14 protein-coding genes are annotated in these 18,861 nt (G+C 71.3%); 5 read left to right on the forward strand and 9 right to left on the reverse strand.

What is annotated here, in order from left to right:
- The first annotated feature begins 138 nt into the window (after positions 1-138).
- Positions 139-807 carry a hypothetical protein gene (locus tag ABT061_RS22360; protein WP_350920911.1) on the forward strand — a complete coding sequence of 223 codons (669 nt, stop codon included), beginning with the start codon at positions 139-141 and terminating at the stop codon, positions 805-807.
- On the opposite strand, the gene ABT061_RS22365 is transcribed toward ABT061_RS22360, so the two are convergent.
- The 7 genes from ABT061_RS22365 to ABT061_RS22395 form a co-directional block, all read right to left on the reverse strand.
- Positions 779-1,417, reverse strand: coding sequence for a response regulator (locus ABT061_RS22365; protein WP_350920913.1), 639 nt, complete (start codon positions 1,415-1,417; stop codon positions 779-781). The genes ABT061_RS22360 and ABT061_RS22365 overlap by 29 nt on opposite strands.
- Positions 1,395-3,467: a sensor histidine kinase gene (locus ABT061_RS22370; RefSeq protein WP_350920916.1), complete on the reverse strand. Its 2,073-nt coding sequence runs from the start codon at positions 3,465-3,467 to the stop codon at positions 1,395-1,397. Before ABT061_RS22370 ends, ABT061_RS22365 begins: the two co-directional genes overlap by 23 nt.
- 91 nt (positions 3,468-3,558) lie before the next feature.
- Positions 3,559-5,067 (reverse strand): FAD-binding oxidoreductase, encoded by a 1,509-nt coding sequence (locus ABT061_RS22375; protein WP_350920919.1) that lies wholly within the window; start codon positions 5,065-5,067, stop codon positions 3,559-3,561.
- Positions 5,068-5,171: 104 nt separating this feature from the next.
- The gene (locus ABT061_RS22380) at positions 5,172-6,629 is read right to left on the reverse strand and encodes an NADH-ubiquinone oxidoreductase-F iron-sulfur binding region domain-containing protein (protein WP_350920921.1); all 1,458 of its coding nucleotides are present in this window, start codon (positions 6,627-6,629) and stop codon (positions 5,172-5,174) included.
- Positions 6,626-7,447: a ferric reductase-like transmembrane domain-containing protein gene (locus ABT061_RS22385; RefSeq protein ID WP_350920923.1), complete on the reverse strand. Its 822-nt coding sequence runs from the start codon at positions 7,445-7,447 to the stop codon at positions 6,626-6,628. Before ABT061_RS22385 ends, ABT061_RS22380 begins: the two co-directional genes overlap by 4 nt.
- A gap of 203 nt (positions 7,448-7,650) precedes the next feature.
- Positions 7,651-9,084 carry a DUF1996 domain-containing protein gene (locus ABT061_RS22390; RefSeq protein ID WP_350920926.1) on the reverse strand — a complete coding sequence of 478 codons (1,434 nt, stop codon included), beginning with the start codon at positions 9,082-9,084 and terminating at the stop codon, positions 7,651-7,653.
- A 5-nt stretch (positions 9,085-9,089) separates the two neighbouring features.
- A complete protein-coding gene (locus ABT061_RS22395) occupies positions 9,090-9,764 on the reverse strand; it encodes a DUF4142 domain-containing protein (protein WP_350920928.1) in 675 nt (224 codons plus the stop codon).
- Between the two features lie 276 nt (positions 9,765-10,040).
- Between ABT061_RS22395 and ABT061_RS22400 the strand changes: the two genes are divergently transcribed.
- From ABT061_RS22400 to ABT061_RS22410, 3 genes are all read left to right on the forward strand, one after another.
- Positions 10,041-10,589 (forward strand): sigma-70 family RNA polymerase sigma factor, encoded by a 549-nt coding sequence (locus ABT061_RS22400; RefSeq protein ID WP_451934903.1) that lies wholly within the window; start codon positions 10,041-10,043, stop codon positions 10,587-10,589.
- Entirely contained in the window at positions 10,589-10,792 is a 204-nt protein-coding gene (locus ABT061_RS22405; protein ID WP_350920930.1) for a zf-HC2 domain-containing protein, read from the forward strand. Before ABT061_RS22400 ends, ABT061_RS22405 begins: the two co-directional genes overlap by 1 nt.
- Before the next feature lie 548 nt (positions 10,793-11,340).
- Complete coding sequence (locus ABT061_RS22410) at positions 11,341-16,221, forward strand: NAD-glutamate dehydrogenase (RefSeq protein WP_350920933.1); 4,881 nt, start codon at positions 11,341-11,343, stop codon at positions 16,219-16,221.
- Positions 16,222-16,263: 42 nt separating this feature from the next.
- Here ABT061_RS22410 and ABT061_RS22415 read toward each other — a convergent pair whose 3' ends face one another.
- The gene (locus ABT061_RS22415; protein ID WP_350920935.1) at positions 16,264-17,370 is read right to left on the reverse strand and encodes a DUF8094 domain-containing protein; all 1,107 of its coding nucleotides are present in this window, start codon (positions 17,368-17,370) and stop codon (positions 16,264-16,266) included.
- A 65-nt stretch (positions 17,371-17,435) separates the two neighbouring features.
- Here ABT061_RS22415 and prfB point away from each other — a divergent pair, with 65 nt between their 5' ends.
- On the forward strand, positions 17,436-18,557 hold the full coding sequence (prfB, locus tag ABT061_RS22420) for a peptide chain release factor 2 (RefSeq protein ID WP_350920937.1): 1,122 nt from the start codon (positions 17,436-17,438) through the stop codon (positions 18,555-18,557).
- 62 nt (positions 18,558-18,619) lie between these two features.
- On the opposite strand, the gene ABT061_RS22425 is transcribed toward prfB, so the two are convergent.
- Entirely contained in the window at positions 18,620-18,808 is a 189-nt protein-coding gene (locus tag ABT061_RS22425) for a hypothetical protein (RefSeq protein ID WP_350920940.1), read from the reverse strand.
- Positions 18,809-18,861 lie beyond the last annotated feature (53 nt).

Below are 18,861 nucleotides of genomic sequence, written 5' to 3' on the forward strand. Positions count from 1 at the left end.
GCCCGAACCGCGGAGGCCGCCGAGATGCGCCCCGCGGGACGTGGCGGGGTGATCCCGGGCTGCGGGGACATTCCTCCCGGGAATCGGGGGCATCGGCCCAGGCGGCCTGGGACGGGGGCCGGGTTCGCTGTCCAGGTGATGAAAAATCCTGATTCGTTCCGCCGGATCGTCGCCGGCATCGCCCTGCTCGCCTGGCCGCTGCTGGAGTTTCTCGCCTTTCTCACCTCGCCGCCGGGAAGAAGCCACGCCCCCGCGGTCTTCCGGGAGAACGCGACGACGGTGCAGGTCAGCGCGCTTCTCTACCTGTGGGCCGCGCTCGCCCTCATCCCGGTGACCTTCGCCCTGGCCCACCTGCTGCGCGGGCGCGCCCCGAGGACGAGCAACCTGGGGGCCGCGATCGGCCTGATCGGCTGCGGGCACGCGCTGACGCTCTTCACCACCGACTTCTACGACCTGGCCCTGGCCCAGATACTGCCCGACGCGCAGGCGGAGGCGGTCACGGCCCGGGCCGGCGAGCTCTGGGGATTCCTGTACGGCATGCTGCTGCCCGGCTTCCTCGCCCACGTCGGGCTGTTCACCCTGCTCATCGCGCTGGCCGCGGTCAGGATCGCCCCCTGGTGGGTGCCGGTCGTCGCGTTCGCGGGAACGCTGGTCCCCTTCCTGGCCATCGACCAGGCACCGGCCGTACAGGCTACGGGCGCCCTGTTCCACCTGGCCGCGTACGGCTGGATCGCGCTGCGCGTGCTGCGGATGCCGGACGCCGAGTGGAGTGGGCAGGTCACAACCCCGCTTCCCGCGCGCGCATGATCGCCTGTGCCCGGTCCGCCACCTGGAGCTTGGTGAAGACGGCCGACACGTGATTGCGCACGGTCTTCTGGCTCAGCCCGAGCCTGGCGGCGATCTGCGGGTTCGTCAGATGCTCGGCGACCAGGCCGAGGATCTCCCGCTCCCGTCTGGTCAGCTCGGGCAGCGCCTCCTCCCGCCCCTGCTCGCGCCCCTGCTCGCCGAAGTAGCTCGCCAGCCGGGTGGCGATGGCCGGGCCGAAGATGGCCTCGCCCTCGGCCACCGCCTGCACGGACCGGACGATCTCCGCCTTCCTCGCGCCCTTGAGAACGTAGCCCCTGGCGCCGGCCCGCATGGCCGCGAACACCGAGTCGTCGTCGTCCGACATGCTGAGCACGACCACCCGGATGTGCGGGTGGTCGTGGGTGAGCCGCTCGGTGGCCGCGACCCCGCCCATTCCCGGCATCGCCAGGTCCATCAGGACCACGTCGGGCTGCGCCCGCCCGACCAGGGCCAGCGCCTGCTCGCCGCTGGCCGCCTCGTCGGCGATTTCGATGCCCTCGGTCGTCGACAGCAGGGTCCGCAGCCCCGCGCGAAAACCCGGATGGTCGTCAACCAGCAGGATCCGGATCACCACCGCCTCCTTCCTCGGCCGCCGGCAGCACGACCCTGACAAGGGTCCCGCCTCCCGGATGCTCCTCGAACACGCACGATCCGCCCAACTCCACGGCACGCTCCCACATCGACGCCAGCCCGACCCCCGCGCGGCCCGGCTCTTGGGGGCCGTCGGGGACGGGCGCCTCCTGGCGCATCCCCCGGCCGTCGTCGGAGACCTCCAGCCTCAGCGTGCCGTCCGCCACCTCGATCCGCAGCTCCGCGCGGGTCGCTCCGGCGTGCCTGCGCACGTTGGCCAGCGCCTCGGACGCGATCCGGTAGGCGGCGACCTCGGTGGCGGCCGGTAGCGGCGGCAGGTCGTCCGGGGCGCGCAGGGCCACCCGCAGGCCGGACGGCTGCCGGATCGTGTGGGCGCGGAGCGCGCCGAGCAGCCCCAGGGAGTCCAGCGCGGGTGGGCGCAGGCCGTCCACCAGGGTCCGCACGTCGGCCACCGCGGCCTCGGCGTCGGAGGCGATCTCGGCCAGCAGCCGCCGCGCGTGCTCGTCCTCGACCAGGTCGTGCACGGCCTCGGCACGCATGGTCAGCGCGGCCAGCGTGGGCCCGAGCCCGTCGTGCAGATCGCGCCTCAGCCTGCGCCGCTCCTCCTCGCGGGCCATCACCAGCCGCTCCCGCGAGCGCCGCAGGTCGGCGGAGAGCCGTACGGCGTGCACGGCCACCGCGATCTGCCTGGCCAGGTCGCCGAGGACGCGCAGGTCGCGGGGGCCGAACCCGCTCTCTCCCGGCCTGGGCGACAGGATGAGGTCACCGGCCCGCTCGCCGTTGTGCGTCAGTGGCAGCCGCAGGAGCTCCCCGCCGGGCGTGCCGGACGCGTACCGCGTGCCCCCGGCCGTCTCGACCGCCGCGTACGGCAGGCGCAGCGCCTCGGTGACCGACCGGGCGACCCCCGGCAGCACGGTGCCCGGCTCGGCGGTGCTCTCCAGCCTGCGGCCCAGGCGGGTGAGCGCCGCGTACGGATCGTCGCGCTCCCCGTACGTCAGCAGGTTGACCCAGCTCTGCAGCCGTTCCCGCAGCGGCGCGAAGGCGAGGGCCACGAGCCCGGCGGCCAGGATCGAGATCGGCAGGTCCCCGGTGGGGAAGAGCGCGCCGAGGTAGCCGACCACGAGCACGTAGCCGCCGGTCACGCATCCCGACAGCAGCGCGTAGACCAGCGTCCGGTTGATCACCAGGTCGATGTCGAAGAGCCGGTGGCGCAGGATCGCGACGCAGATGGCGACCGGCAGGAGGGTCACGCCGACTCCGCCGACCAGCTCCCACGAGGTGTTGGTCATGGGCCAGATGGAGCCGGGGACGTCGTCGGTCAGCCCGGCCGCCAACCTGGCCGCGATGACCACCGCCTCGATACCGACCGCGTAGACCAGCCAGGCGACCTGGCGGCGCTCCCGGTCGCCGCTCCGAAGAGCCCGCACGCCCAGCCCCAGCGCGCCCGCGAAGAACACCACGGCGAACAGGGCGGTCATCGCCGTCTCCGCCACCGGTGCCGCGTCCGCGAGAGCGGTCACCCCGAGCGGGTTGACCACGCCGCTGCCCTCGGTGACCTGGCTGTTCTCACCGGGCCGGAAGGCACCGGCCACCATGGCCACCGCTCCCGCGGCGGTGGCGCCGATCACCAGTCGGCGCGCTCCCGCCGAGGACAGCCGCCCATCGGGGAAGAACAGCGGGATCAGGCAGGCCGACAGGTTCGCCGGCACCCAGAGCCAGGTCTGCGGCCAGGCCAGGGCTTCGGCCAGGGGCAGCCCGGGACGGGTGACGAGACCGAGGATCGCGTACTGCCCGCAGAACTCCATGAGCGCGAAGCAGAACGCGCTCACCGTCAACAGCAGGCCCACCCCGTGCTCGGGACGGCGCGAGCCGATGAGGCCGCCCGCCAGCGCGCAGGCCGCCACGAACAGCAGATGGGACAGGGTGAGCGGATCCGTCCCGTTGAGAACGGCCAGGACGACGCCGAGCGCGGTCAGCACCAGGGTCAGGGCGCACCATGACCACGCGATGCGCGCCGCTGCCGCCGCCACTGTGCCTCCCGAGCCGGTCGCCACACCGTATCCGGCCCGGGGGACGATGTCTCGGGGTGGGACTCGCCGATCAAAGGAGCGGCCCCCGGGGTCAGATTCCCTGGGGGAGCCGGAACAGCCGGCCCGGGTCGCGGGCGGCCTTGATCTGGGCGAGCCTGGTGGCGTTCGCCCCGTAGTAGGCCGCGCGCCAGCCATCGAGCTCGGGGTCGATGTAGTTGACGTAGGCGTGGTCGCCGAAGTGGGGTCGCATCGCCGCGTGCGCGGTCCTGGCCCAGGCGGCCGCTCCGGCGCGGTGGGCGTAGTACTGCACGCTGTAGAGGGCGGCCCGGTGCGGGAAGGCGGTGGCGTCGGGGCGGACCCGGGCGACGGCGCCGCCGAGGGCGTCCAGCAGCACGGTGTGGTTGCCGGGGCGGGCGACCTGGGCGACCAGGGCCCCGGCCCCGGCCTCGGAGAGCGGGCGGTAGGCCATGTGCGACTTGGCGGTGAAGGTGTCCCTGGACAGCCGCCCGCCCCTGGTCTGCCCCGGCAGGGACCCGCCCAGGTGGCACTGGGTGACCGAGAGCGAGCCGCAACCCGCCATGGTCAGCATGGCCTGGCGGTAGGAGGTCTGCCGGACGTAGCTCGACGAGGGCGACCCGGCCGCGTCGGCCAGCCGGTCGAGCAGCCGCTCGCAGTCGGCCCTGCCGCCGAGGTAGAGCCCGACGACCTGCACGTCCATCCCGCCGTCGCGGCTGAGGTGCATGCCCGACCACAGGGCGTCCGGGGCCGAGGGGCCCCACGCCTGCCAGGCGCGCAGCGCCCTGGCCGCCTTCGACCACGGCCAGTGCAGGAAGAACACCGTGACCTCGCGGGCCGGGTGGGTCCGGAACTCGAAGGAGACCGCCACGCCGAGGTTGCCCCCGCCGCCGCCCCGGGAGGCCCAGTACAGGTCGGCGTTGTGGTTCGCGTCGCAGGTCAGCAACTGTCCATCGGCCGTGACGATCTGGACGGACTCCATCACGTCGCAGGTCAGGCCGTACTTCCTGGAGACCACGCCGATGCCGCCGCCCAGGGCCAGCCCGCTCACCCCGACCGTGGCGCAGGTCCCGGCGGGGATGCTGACCCCGCTCGCGGCGAGCCTGTCGTAGACGTCGATCAGCTTGGCGCCCGCCCCGACCCTCGCCCGCCCGGCGGTGTGGCTCACCTTGCTCATCCGGGACACGTCCAGGACCAGGCCGGTCCCGGTGGACCAGCCCGCGTAGGAGTGCCCGCCGGACCGCACGGCCAGCGGCACGTTCAGCCGGCGCGCGAAGCCGACGCACTCGGCGACGTCGGAGGGGTTGGCGCAGTAGGCCACGCCCGCGGGCCGCACCGCGTCGAAGGTGGGGTTGAACAGCCGGCGTGCGCTGTCGTACGAGGCGTCGCCAGGCCGGATGACCTTGCCGGCCAGCCCGTCGGCCAGGGCCCGCCAGTCGGCGGGGCGCGGGCCGCTCGCGGCGCCCGTGGTGTCCCGGCCGGTCACGCCGGTGGCGCCCAGGGCGGGTGTGCCCTGAGCGCCCAGTGCCAGAGCGGCCAGGCCGCCGGTACGAAGGAATGCCCGCCTGTCAGGAGCGGTCCGCATGCGTTCTCCCCGAGGTTCCGTGTCGACTACCCGATAGGACGACCGCATCCGTCACCTGGTTGGTCACATTCGCATCACCGTTCGTGCGACGGGTCTCGACGGGGTCAGGTCCCCTGCACCACGCGCAGTGCGAGGGCGGGGCACATCTCGACGGCCCTGCGGGCCATCCGCCGGAACTGGGCGGGTACGGTGTCGCGGCCGAACACCGGGTAGCCGTGCTCGTCGAGCCGGACGAGGTCGGGGGCGAGCCGGGCGCACAGGCCGTGGCCCTGGCAGCGGGTCCAGTCCACGGTCAGCTTCACCTCGGGCTCGTTCTCCTGCGGGGGCAGGGGGAGCACGCCGTGCACCGGGCGCCCGCAGGTGCCGTGCAGGAGGTGTTCCTCGATGTCGTCGGGGAAGGCGTCCAGCGCCGACAGCACGAACCTGGCCGTACCGTCGGGGTGGAAGCACGCGCCCCTGCCCTTGACGCTCGCCGCCCTGGCGCGCAGTTCGTCCAGGGCGGCGGCGGAGCCGCCCATGACCTCGGCCATCGACTGCGCGACGCCCGGGAGGCCGAGACGGCACGGACCGCACTGCCCCGACGACTGGGCGGCCAGGTATCTCGCCACCCTGACCGTCTCGCCCAGCGGGCAGCTCTCCCCGCCGAGCGGCACGATGATCCCGGCGCCGAGCCGGCCGCCCGCCTCGGCGATGCCCTGCCGGGAGACGGTCGCCACGGCCGCGGCGTCCGCGTGGAGCCACGCGCCGTGGTAGCCGCCGATCAGCACGCCGTCGCCGGTGGAGGCCTGGCAGGCGTCCAGGACGGCGTAGAGCGGCGTGCCGGTCGCGACCTCGACGACGGCCGGGGCCTTGGCCGAACCTCCCACGGTGAGCAGCACCGTGCCGGGCTCGCGCGCCGTGCCGACGTCGGCGTACCGCTCGGCGCCCAGGGTCGCGAGGACCGCGAGCTGGGCGTAGGTCTCGGCGTTGGACAGCAGGGTGGGCAGCCCGTTCACCCCGCTCTCGACGGCCCTGACCTTGCGGCCCGGCGGCTCTCCGACCTGCCCGTTCACCGACCTGACCAGGGCACCGCCCTCGCCGGAGATGAACCGCTCGACGATGCCGGCCACCCGGACCTGGTCGCCGATGCCCCGCTCCTCGACCGCGGCGGTGACGGAGGTCTGGCCCATGCCGCCCTCGACCGTCGCGATCACGACCTGCTTGGCGCCGATCGCGCCCGCCGCGAGCAGCGCACCCTCGATGACCAGGTGGGGGGTTCTGGTGAGCAGCATCGTGTCCTTGCTGCTGGCCGGCTCGCCCTCGGCCGCGTTGACCAGGACGATCTTCTCCGGCTTCTTGTCCATCACCGCGCGGACCTTGCGGGCGAAGGGGAAGGCGGCCCCGCCCCGCCCGCGCATGTCCACCTCGTCGGCCAGCGCCGCCAGTTCCTCGCCGGACATGCCGGGCGCCGTGCCGTGCATGTCGCGGTGGGCCGCGAGGTCCATCCTGCGGCAGTCCTCCAGCCCGGCGGTCAGCCGGGCCGGCCCCAGCTGCCGGACCGGGGGAACGCGGTAAGGGATCATCCAACGCCTCCGATGCGGCGAAGCTCCGGTGGGTTCTCGCGCACCTGGCGCGGGATGCGGCCGATGATGCTCGTGGGCGGGGTCAGCTCCACGGCGGCGGGGGCGACCTCGGCGGCCTCCTCGCGTACCGGGATCCGCCCGGGCTGCAGCTCGGAGATCACCCTGATCAGCAGGGCCGCGCCCACCGCGACCAGGCAGATCACGTAGCTCCAGGTCACCCACTCGGCGGGACGGCGGCCCGCGGTCAGCCCGTGCAGGACCGCCAGCGGCCACGCCAGGTAGGCGGAGCCGTGCAGCAGCCGCCAGAGCCACGGCCTGTTGTTCTCCGCGAACCTGGCCCGGGCGACCCCGGTGAGGAAGACGAGGATCATCAGGTCGGAGGCGATGGCGCCGAAACCGACGTACAGCCCCTGGCCGCCGGTGGCCAGGGGGACCACGGCGGAGGCGGGGGAGGTCCTGCTTTCGATGATCTTCATGATGACGTGGATGCCCAGGGAGCCCATACCGATCATGGCGGTGGCCCGGTGCACGAACTGGGAGCGGATCCGGCCCGGGACGGGCAGCACGATCCGGTCGGCCGACAGCAGGCCGAGTGCCACGGTCGCGGTGAACGACACGAGGGCGATCACGCCCCCGAAGAACGAGAAGACCCCACGGACGGTCGCGGCCATCTCCATGCCGGGCCCGGTCCGCCCGAGCATGAGCAGGCCGACCACGGAGACCGTGATCGTGGCACCGAGACCGATCCTGGCGGGTCTTCGGTCGAGACCTGTCCCGGCCTCCGAGCGGGTGTGTCGCGGAGTCCGTCTGTTACCCACCTGTTGCTCCTGTCTGCGAAGCGGCTCGACGACGTCTGCGTGCGAGGGAGATGGACTCTGGTACTGCGAGATGCCGCTCCCCGGCCTCCGCGGGGGTGTGGAAGAGGCGCGGAGACGGGGAGCGGCGGCTCCGGGGGACTCCGGGGGACTCCGGGGGACTCCGGGGGACTCCGGGGGACTCCGGGGGACTCCGGGGGACATCGTCAGCAGCGACGCCCCCGGTTGATGCAGTCGACGGCGAACCTCATGAGCCGGTCGGGCATCACGTTCGCGAAGTCGGCGTGGTCGGTGACGGGGCTGTGGCGCTGCTCGGGGAAGGCGTCCAGCGCGAAGGAGGCCGTACGCGGGGTGGAGTAGACCAGGGTCATCCGCAGCTGCGGGATCGGCCTGGTACCGGACGGGCAGGCGCCGCCCGCGTCGGGGAACAGCACGTGCGTGCGGTGGTTGGCGCTGTCCGTGTTCTGGCCGTCCCAGCAGCTGGGGAAGTCCAGGATCCGCACGAGCAGGCTGCCTCGGGGGCAGAGCGGGTACTTGGTGGTGATCCGGTTGGTGAACCCGGTGCAGGTCCACTTGGCCAGGGCGTTCGCACCGCCGTTCGTGGCGGCCTTGGCGTCACCGGTGATCATCCTGATGAAGCGCGGCATGGCGGTCACCCTGGCCACCGGGTTGCCGCGGAACTGCAGGCTCACCTGGCGGGCCCGCAGGATGGTGCCGACGTTGCCGTCCGGGTCGGTGGCGTTGGCGTCGGACGTGCGGTCGCGCAGGACCGGCCAGAAGTAGGTCGAGCGGTCGCCGAGCGCGCACGTGGTGCCCGCTGCGGCCAGGGACTGGTCGGTGCTGAAGGCGTCGGTCGACAGGTTCCCGACGTAGTCGTGGATGTGGTGGGCGCCGTTGCTCACCCCCGGGGCCACGATGAAGTTGTCCGGGTTGCGGTGGCCGTTCTCGTTTCTGCCGCACCGGGAGGTGAAGGTGCCGCCCGAGCCGCCGCGCCGGGTCCTGACGTCCTGGAGGTTCCGCTGGACCTGCCGGATGTCTATGAAGTCCTCGGGGAACGGCCCGAGGTCGGCGCACTCCTGCTCGTCCTGCGGGGGAGCGGGGGTCTGGCCGGGGGGAGCGTCCGTGGGCGCGTCGGCCGGCGGGGCATCGGTGGGCGCCTGAGTGGGGGCCTGCGTGGGCTGCCCGCGGCGGGAGTCGATGTTGTTCTGGGCGGTCTGCCGGTCGACGGACTCCTCGGGGGCGGCCGGCGGCGTGGGAGCCGCCTGGATGAGGCTTCCGGCCGCGGGGGGCGCGTTGGCGGCCTGATCTTGCGGGGGCTGATCTTGCGGGGGCTGGTCCTGGGCGGGCTGGTCCTGCGCCGGCGGGTTCTGAGCCGGCTGATCTTGCGGGGGCTGGTCCTGGGCGGGTTGGTCCTGGGCCGGAGGGTTCTGCGCGGGCTGGTCCTGGGCCGGCGGATTCTCGGCCGGGGCGTCCTGCGTGGGGGGCTCCTGGTTCTGTCGGCTCCGCTGGTTCTGGCCCTGCTCGGCGGGATCGCAGTGGTCGGCGTAGGCGGGGGCCGTGCGCGCCGCCGTGAACGTGACGGTGGTGAGCGTGCCGGCGGCGAGCGCCAGCGCTGACAGGGAGACGAGCGAGCGTTTCATGCGTTTCAAGCGTGTTCTCTCCTCACAGGTGTGTCGAGAGCGGCTGTGACGGGCGGTGGCGAGGGCGCGGGGGGTTCCGGCAGGGTCGAGTAGTCGACCAGCCCCGTGCTCTCCAGCAGGGTCATGTGCTTCATGACCACCTCCACCGCCCGCTGGGCGAATGGCCGGACCAGGTCGTTGCGGGTGCCCGCGCGTACCGCGGCGACCACCGTGAAGACCTTGCCGTGGGCCTGCCGCAGCAGCCGGGTGAACAGCAGGTCGTACTCGGCGCCGGCGTTCACCGCCGCCAGCTGCGCCATCCAGGACTGCTGGTCGGCGTTGGGCCGGCTGGGCAGCGGCACGTTCAGCTTGGCGGCGAGGGCGCGAACCTCCTCGTCGAGCTTGAGGTGGTCGGTCATCAGGTGCATGCCGACCTCCTTCACCCGCTTGCCCGCGGCCCGCTGCTGGGCCTGCCGGCCGCTGGGAATCTCCCAGAGCCCGGCCAGGCGGACCTTGACCAGCAGGTCGCGGTCGGCCGGTCCCAGGGGCCCCTGCGGGGTCTGGGTCCAGCCCTCGGTGGCCAGGGAGGCGGTGCCGCCGGGTGGGGTGATCAGGACGACCGCCACCGCGGCGACCGCGATGAAGACCCCGAACAGCAGGGGTTCGCCGTTCTTGAAGCGGCGGAACAGTGATCTGAACATGACCCGGTTCCGCTCTCAGATACCGGCCTTCACCAGGGCCTTCTCGGTGCCCGGCCCGGGGAGGACCGGGTACGCCAGGAGGAGGACAGTTCCGACCGGCCACGGGATGTGCCGCACTGCCATGTCGTTTCCTTTCCCCGAGGCCCGCCGATGCGGGCGCACTTGGGGGGAGGTACGCGGTATCACCCAGGCCGGTTCATGGGAAGTGAGTAGATAGTTAGAAATGACCGGAGTTGCAGGAGTTGCAGACGTGACTGATAACGAAGGTGTAAAGATGTGCCCGTGCGTCGTCAACTCGACAGTCGGTTCGAGAGCACGGACACCGATGTCGTCCTGGTAGAGGACCTGTATCGGGAGTTCGGTGTCCCCTTGCTCCGTCATGTGCGCAAGGCCACAGGCAACGACCTGCAATGGGCGGAGGACGTCGTCCAGGAGACGCTCGTCCGAGCCTGGCGTAACGCAGAGAGGTTGCAACGAGAGCCGGGTCTGTTGTGGGCCTGGCTCCTCACCGTCGCCCGCCGTATCGTCATCGACGGTCGTCGCAGGCGAGGGACCAGACCACAGGAGGTCGAACCCGCCGACGCGAACGCTGTGCCGGTTCCCGACGGAGCCGATCGCGCGCTGGAGGCGATGATCGTCGCCGAGGCGTTGCGAGAACTGTCCCCAGAACACCGTGAAGTCATCGAGCAGACTTACCTACGGGACCGTACGATTAACGAGGCGGCGGAAATCCTCGGGATACCGCCGGGTACGGTCAAGTCCCGGCTCTACTACGGGATCCGGGCTCTCCGAAAGGTTCTGAAGGAGAGAGGTGTCGCGAGCTGATGTTCCCCTCCCCGCATCATGACGTGGCGGCGTACGCCCTCGGGGTGCTCGACGAAGAGGACCACGAGGCGTTCCAACGTCACCTCATGACGTGCGAGGAGTGCCAGATCGAGCTCCGGGAACTGAGCGAGGTTCCCGGATTCCTCGATGTGGTCCGGCGGGACCGCTCCAACTCCATGGACGACGGTCGAACGTCACATTGACGTTTGGCCGGTTTTCGGGTGATATCAGTAACGGTGGTGTGCCCCGGTCAACGAGGATCGGGACAAAGGGCCACTGGAGGTGTCGTGCCACGGGCCAAGCCCGATGGGCGGAGTGCGGGCTGGACGGCCCCGCCCGCCGGGCGAGGTGCAGGGGGCGAGCCCCGACTCGCCCGGCTGCGCCGTAGCCTCGCCGAGGCGACCCTGTGGGATGATTGTCCTACCGCCATCTCCCAGGGAGAGCCCGTCGTCTCCGGCCCGGAGACCTTCCGTTCTCCGCGGGCGACGGTGAGAGATCTCGGCTCACATGACGAGCCGAGGCGATCGGCCGGAACCCCACCCACCCGTGACGAGACGGCCACCGTGTGGCGGGCGTTCCGCGCCCCGGGTCTCCGAACGGGGAGCGTGACCGGGAAGGGGCGGCCCGAAGAGGGCGCCGCACACCGGAACGCGGGTGCGGAGACATCACTTTCTCCCTGGCGGGAATCATGAGTTTCAACATGGTTCCTCATCAAAATGTGCAAAATCCCTCACAAAGGAGTGAGAGCGACATGCCGCTCGACGAGGCCAAGGACGAGCTGCTGAGGAGTGCCGCCGAGACGTGCGCGCACACACCTGGCAGCGACCACGTGGGCGTGGAGGAGGCGCTCGCCTTTCTGCGGCTCTACTACCGGCATGTCGCCCCGGAGGACCTGCTGAGCCGGAATCCGGTCGATCTGTACGGCCCGGCGATCGCCCAGCGGCAGCTCGCCAGGGAGCGCCCCCAGGGCCGAGCCCTGGTCCGGGCCTACACGCCGAGCCTGGAGGAACACGGCTGGGACCCCGGGTCCTCCATCGTGGAGATCGTCACCGATGACATGCCCTTCCTCGTCGACTCGGTGACGATGGAGCTCGACCGCCACGACATCGGCACCCACCTGGTCATCCACCCGCAGATGCGGGTGCGCAGGGACATGACCGGCAAGCTGCTCGGACGCGGCCAGGAGGACGTCACCGGGCAGATGCTCGCCGAGTCCTGGATGCACTTCGAGATCGACAGGCAGACCGACCCCGCCGTGCTCAGGTCGATAGAGGCCGAACTGCAGCGCGTTCTGGAGGACGTGCGCGGCGCCGTCGAGGACTTCGTCAAGATGCGTGCGCTCGCCCTGCGGACCGCCGAGGACATCTCGGCCAACCCGCCGCCCCTCGACCCCGCCGGGGTGGAGGACAGCCTGGAGCTGATGCGCTGGCTGGCCGACGGGCACTTCACCTTCCTGGGCTACCGCGAATACCGCCTGGAGGAGAGCGAGGAGGGCGACAGGCTGCACCCGATGCCCGGGGCCGGGCTGGGCATCCTCCGCAACGACCGTGCCGACTCCGGCAGCTTCGCCGCGCTCTCTCCCGAACTGCGCGCCAAGGCCCGTGAGAAACAGCAGATGCTGATCATCACCAAGGCCAACACCCGCGCCACGGTCCACCGGCCCGCCTACCTCGACTACGTGGGCGTCAAGCTCTTCGACGCCTCGGGCGAGGTCGTCGGTGAGCGGCGCTTCCTCGGCCTCTTCACCCATGTGGCCTACAGCGAGTCGATCTCGCGCGTCCCGGTGCTCCGGCGCAAGCTGGCCGAGGTGATCGTGCTCGCCGGCCTGACCGCGGACAGCCACGACGGCAAGGACCTCATCGAGATCCTGGAGACCTTCCCCAGGGACGAGCTCTTCCAGACCTCGGTGGAGCAGCTGCTGCCGATCGCGCTCGGCGTGCTCAGGCTCCGCGAGCGCAAGCAGGTCAAGGTCTTTCTCCGCCCTGACGACTACGGCCGTTATGTCTCGTGCATGATCTACCTTCCGCGCGACCGCTACACCACCAAGATCCGCGTCAAGATGCAGGACATCCTGCTCAGGGCGCTCGGCGGCACCTCCTTCGACTACAGCGCGATGATCGGCGAGTCGGCCCTCGCCCGGCTGCACGTGGTCGTGCGTGGCGAGCGCGGCAGGCCGCTGCACGCCGACGCGGTGAACGTCGAGGAACTGGAGGCGAGGCTGGCCGCCGCCACCAGGTCCTGGGAGGACGACCTGGTCACCGCGATCACCGAGCTGAGCCCCGAGGACGAGGCCCCCAGGCTCGTCCGCCGCTACGCCTCGGCGTTCCCCGAGGGGTACAAGGCCGACTTCCCCGCCCGGATGGCGGTCGCCGACCTGCGTCGCCTGGAGGCGCTGGCCGGCTCCTCCGACGAGATCGGGATGAACCTCTACGAGCCCTACGACGCCTCGGAGGGAGAGCGTCGCTTCAAGCTCTATCGCCTCGGCGCGCCCGTCTCCCTGTCGAGGGTGCTGCCGCTGCTCCAGCGGATGGGCGTGGAGGTGGTCGACGAGCGGCCGTACGAGATCGACCGTGACAACGACCCGGCGACCAAGGACGCCTGGATCTACGACTTCGGCCTGCGCTACACGCCCTCGCCCGAGGTGGACAGGGACGAGTTCAAGCGGCTCTTCCAGGACGCGTTCGGCGCCCTGTGGGCCGGGCGGGTGGAGAGCGACGGGTTCAACGGGCTGGTCCTGACCGCCGGTCTGACCTGGGAGCAGGCCGAGATCCTGCGCGTCTACGCCAGGTACCTGCGCCAGGCGGGCACCACGTTCAGCCAGGAGTACATCGAGCGGGTGCTGATGGGCAACGTGCGGCTCGCGCGGTTGCTGGTGCGCCTGTTCGAGGCCAGGCTCAACCCCCGGCGCCCGGCGGAGGTCCGCACGGACCTGGCCGACGCGCTGCACGAGGAGATCCTCGCGGCCCTGGACGAGGTGGCCTCCCTGGACGAGGACCGGATCCTGCGGGCCTACCTGGAGATGATCGGGGCCACGCTCCGGACCAACTACTTCCAGCGGGTCGGCGGCGAGCGCAAGCCGTACGTCAGCCTGAAGCTGGACTCGCCGTCGATCAGCGTGCTGCCGCTGCCCCGGCCGAAGTTCGAGGTGTTCGTCTACTCGCCCCGGGTCGAGGGTGTTCACCTGCGGTTCGGCAAGGTCGCGCGGGGTGGGTTGCGCTGGTCGGACCGGATGGAGGACTTCCGCACCGAAGTGCTCGGGCTGGTGAAGGCGCAGATGGTGAAAAACACCGTCATCGTTCCCACCGGCTCCAAGGGTGGCTTTGTCGTCAAAAATCCGCCGAAGTCGGGATCGCGGGAGGACACCCTGGCCGAGGGCATCGCCTGCTACCGGATGTTCATCTCCGGGCTGCTCGACCTCACGGACAACCTCGTCGACGGCCAGGTCGTCCCGCCCGCCGACGTGGTCAGGCACGACGAGGACGACACCTACCTGGTGGTCGCCGCGGACAAGGGCACCGCGACGTTCTCCGACATCGCCAACGCCGTGTCCAAGGAGTACGGCTTCTGGCTGGGCGACGCCTTCGCCTCCGGCGGCTCGATCGGCTACGACCACAAGGCCATGGGCATCACCGCCCGGGGCGCCTGGGAGTCGGTCAAGTACCACTTCCGCACGACCGGTGTCGACATCCAGAACACCGACTTCACCGTGGCCGGAATCGGCGACATGTCCGGTGACGTGTTCGGTAACGGCATGCTGCTCTCCCAGCACATCCGGCTGGTCGCGGCGTTCGACCACCGGCACGTCTTCGTCGACCCCCACCCGGACGTCGCCCGGAGCTACGCCGAGCGCGCCCGGCTGTTCGCGCTGCCCCGCAGCTCATGGGCCGACTACGACGCTTCGCTGATCTCCACCGGAGGTGGCGTCTGGCCCCGTACGGCCAAGTCGATCCCCATCTCCGCGCAGATGCGCGCCGTGCTCGGCCTCGACGACGACGTGATGTCGCTGGCCCCGGCCGACCTGATCAGCGCCATCCTGCGAGCCCCGGTCGACCTGCTGTGGAACGGCGGCATCGGCACCTACGTCAGGGCGTCGAGCGAGTCCAACGCCGACGTCGGCGACAAGGCCAACGACGGCCTGCGGGTCACCGCCGCCGAGCTGCGCTGCAAGGTGATCGGCGAGGGCGGCAACCTGGGCTTCACCCAGCTCGCCCGGATAGAGTTCGCGCTCAACGGCGGGCTGATCAACACCGACTTCATCGACAACTCCGCCGGTGTGGACACCTCCGACCACGAGGTCAACATCAAGATCCTCCTGGACCGGGCGATCCGGGAGGGGGATCTCACCGACAAGCGGCGCAACCAGCTCTTCCTCGACATGACCGGCGAGGTGGCCCAGCTGGTCCTGCGTGACAACTACGACCAGAACGTGGTTCTGGCCGCCGCCCGCGAGCAGGCGGCCGACATGCTGCACATCCACTCGCGCCAGCTGCGCAAGCTGGAGCGGGCCGGCCTGCTCAACCGGGAGCTGGAGTTCCTGCCGTCGGACAAGACGCTCGCCGAGCGCCGTCAGGCCGGGCTCGGACTCACCGCGCCGGAGTTCTCGGTGCTGCTGGCCTACACCAAGCTGGTGACCGACGCCGAGATCCTCGCCTCCGACCTGCCGGACGATCCCTACCTGGCGTCCTGGCTGGTGTCCTACTTCCCCTCGGCACTGCGCGACGGGGAGGTTCGCGCCTACATGGACACCCACCCGCTCCGGAGGGAGATCATCACCACCGGTGTGGTGAACGATCTGGTCAACTCCAGCGGGACCACCTTCATGTTCCGCCTCGGTGAGGAGAGCGGCGCGTCCACTCCCGACATCGCCCGCGCCTACCTGGTGACGCGCGAGGTCTTCGACCTGCCCAGCCTCTGGCGCCAGATCGAGGAGCTGGACAACAAGGTCGACACCTCCGCCCAGATCGCCATGGAGCTGGAGGCCCGCAAGCTCGTCGAGCGGGGCACCAGGTGGCTGCTGGGCAACCGGCGCCCGCCGCTGGACCTGGCCTCCACGGTCGACTTCTTCGCCAAGAGCATGAACGGCCTGCTGCCGCACCTGCCCAAGCTGCTGACCGGGGCCGACCTGGTCGCGTTCGAGGAGCGGCGCGACGGCTTCGTCTCCCGGGGCGTCCCCGCCGAGCTGGCCGAGCGCGTCGCCGCGATGGTGCCCGCCTACTCCACCTTCGATCTGGTCGAGGCGGCCGCGCGCACCGACAGGCCGGTGCACGACGTCGCCGAGGTCTACTTCGACCTCGCCGACCGGCTTCAGCTCTCCAGGCTGCGCGAGCGCGTCATCGCGCTGCCCAGGGACAGCCGCTGGAACTCCATGGCGCGGGCCGCGCTCCGCGACGATCTCTACGCCGCGCACGCGGCGCTCACCCACAACGTCCTGGTGCACAGCGCGCCGGGGCTGTCGCCCGAGGAGCGTCTGGCACGCTGGGCCGAGGCCAACTCGGCCGCGGTCTCGCGGGCGAAGCAGACCCTGTCGGAGATCTGGGAGAGCGACAACTTCGACCTCGCGACCCTGTCGGTGGCGCTGCGCGCGATCCGCACGCTGGCGGCCACCGTCAACCTCCCGCACGCCGAGGCGTGAGCCGCCCGCCCGGGTCCCTCGCGGGGGACCCGGGCGGACCGGTCAGCTCACGATGACCTTCGTGAGGCCGCCCAGGTAGCCGATGACCCTGGCGGGCCGGCCGCTGTCCTTGGCCGGGACCGTGCTCACGTACAGCTGCGTCTCCACGGTGCGCAGTTCCTCACGGATGAAGCTCTCGGTCGTCAGCTTCCTGGCGTCCGGCGGGATACGGGCGTCCGACGCGCACGGATCGATCTTGACGCTCCTGGTCGTCGTCCTGATCAGCGAGTAGACGACCAGCGCGCCGCCGTCGGTGGTGCGCAACGCGTGCACCGGGTAGCTGCTCGCGGCGAAGATCGAGTCGTAGCCCAGGCACGCGCTCTTCCCGTCCCTGCGCCGCTTCGCGATCTCGTCGGCGAAGCCGGTCGTGTGCGGGCTCTTCTCGATCAGCCCGGCCGCGAACCCCCGCTCGCCCTCCTCGGCCGAGGTCGCGTGCAGCGGGGCCATGAGCCGCGGGCTGATCGCCACGGTCGCGTCATCCTCGCCCAGCGACGTCACGTACCCGTCGGCGTCCTTGGTGATCTCGGGGGGCCGGGTGCCCTCATCGAGCAGCGAGGTCGAGCTGAGCCGCCAATCCTCCCCGGGTGACCGCATGAGGGTCAGCACGGCGGTGCGGACCCCGCCGGAGGGCTCCCTGCGGTCCACGATCGCGGCGAACCAGAGGGGACCGTCCTGCCCACGCGGGACCAGCAGCTCGGGGGTGCCCCACGTGTACGAGGGGAGTGCCCCGGCGGAGCCGTTGAAGGCCGCCACCGTGAGGGCCTCCTGCCCGTCGCGGGTCTGCTCCCGCATGAGCCTGCGGTCGGCGTCCAGGTGCGGCGTCGCCGCACCCAGCACCCCGTCGGCGCCCAGGATGCCGGCCAGGGCCTTCGCCGCCTCGTCGAGCGTGACCGGAGGCGCTGGGAGCGACGGCGCCGTCGTGGGGCGGGCGGCCGACGTGTCACCGGCCGGAGATCCCGACGGGCTCCGCCCCGGCCGCGCGTCACCGGAGACGGAACGGGGATCGGAACACGCCGCGGTCGCGGCGGCCAGTGCCAGCGCGAGCGCGAGCACGCCCCTTCGCCTGCGTCCGCGCACGTCCACCTCCCGATGCTCCCCGATGCGGGCCATGCTAGCCATGGTGGGGGAGAGTGCCGTACACGATCGGGTGCGAAGGTCGCGTACCCTTTACAGACGTGGCACTCATCGATCCGGCAGAACAGATCAACGAGCTTACCGGGACGCTGAACAGCATCCAGGACGTGCTCGACCTCGGCGCGATTCGCAAGCAGATCGAGGAGCTGGAGGATCAGGCCGCCGCGCCGGACCTGTGGAACGACCAGGAGCGTGCCCAGAAGGTCACCAGCAAGCTCTCCTACCTCCAGGGCGAGGTCAACAGGGTCGAGTCGCTGGGGCGGAGGCTGGACGACCTCTCAGTCCTGTACGAGCTGGCCGCCTCCGAGGACGACGAGGACACCCAGCAGGAGGCCGACCGCGAGCTGGCGTCCCTGAAGAGCGACATCGGCGCGCTGGAGGTCCGCACCCTGCTGTCCGGCGAGTACGACGCCCGCGAGGCGGTCGTCACCATCCAGTCCCAGGCCGGTGGCGTGGACGCCGCCGACTGGGCCCAGATGCTCCAGCGGATGTACCTGCGGTGGGCCGAGCGCAAGGGCTACCCGACGGACATCTACGAGACCTCCTACGCGGAGGAGGCCGGGATCAAGTCGACGACCTTCACGGTCAAGGCGCCGTACGCGTACGGCACCCTCCGCGGCGAGCACGGCACGCACCGCCTGGTCCGCATCAGCCCGTTCGACAACCAGGGCCGCCGCCAGACCTCCTTCGCGGGCGTCGACGTGGTGCCGGTCGTCGAGACGACGGACCACATCGACATCAACGAGGACGATCTGCGTGTCGACGTCTACCGCTCCTCGGGCCCCGGCGGCCAGGGCGTCAACACGACCGACTCCGCGGTCCGGCTGACCCACCTGCCCACCGGCATCGTGGTCTCCTGCCAGAACGAGCGCTCGCAGCTGCAGAACAAGGCGACCGCGATGGCGGTCCTGCAGTCCAAGCTGCTGGAGCGCAAGCGGCAGGAGGAGGCGGCGGCGCTGAACGAGATCCGGGGCGAGTCGACCACGTCGTGGGGCACCCAGATCCGCAACTACGTGCTGCACCCCTACCAGATCGTCAAGGACCTGCGGACGGGCGCCGAGGCGGGCAACCCGGGCGCGGTGCTCGACGGAGACCTGGACGGCTTCATCGAGGCCGAGATCCGCTGGACCCGCCGCCAGGAGGCGGGCGTCGAGGGCGGCTAGGCCGCGTGCTCGCCTCACGGACGCCCAGGCGCCCGTGAGGCCGTTGTCCCCCAGGGACGCCGTCAGGTCCCGCTGAGGTGTCTCAGGGCCAGGGTGAGGAAGAAGAGCACGATCAGCACCAGGGCGATGAACGCGGGGGTCATGCCGCCGAGGCCGTGGTGGTGCTGAGCGCGGTACGCGCGGCAGCGAGGGCAGCGGCCCTCGGCCACGGGGTGAGCACACCCCGCGCAGACCAGGTCTTCACAGCTCATGCCGTCCTCCCTCTTCGAGGTCAGAACCACTTTATCCGGTCGTTACCGGGCGC

The organism is Streptosporangium sp. NPDC002544 (assembly GCF_040295965.1).
Taxonomy (GTDB): Bacteria; Actinomycetota; Actinomycetes; order Streptosporangiales; family Streptosporangiaceae; genus Streptosporangium.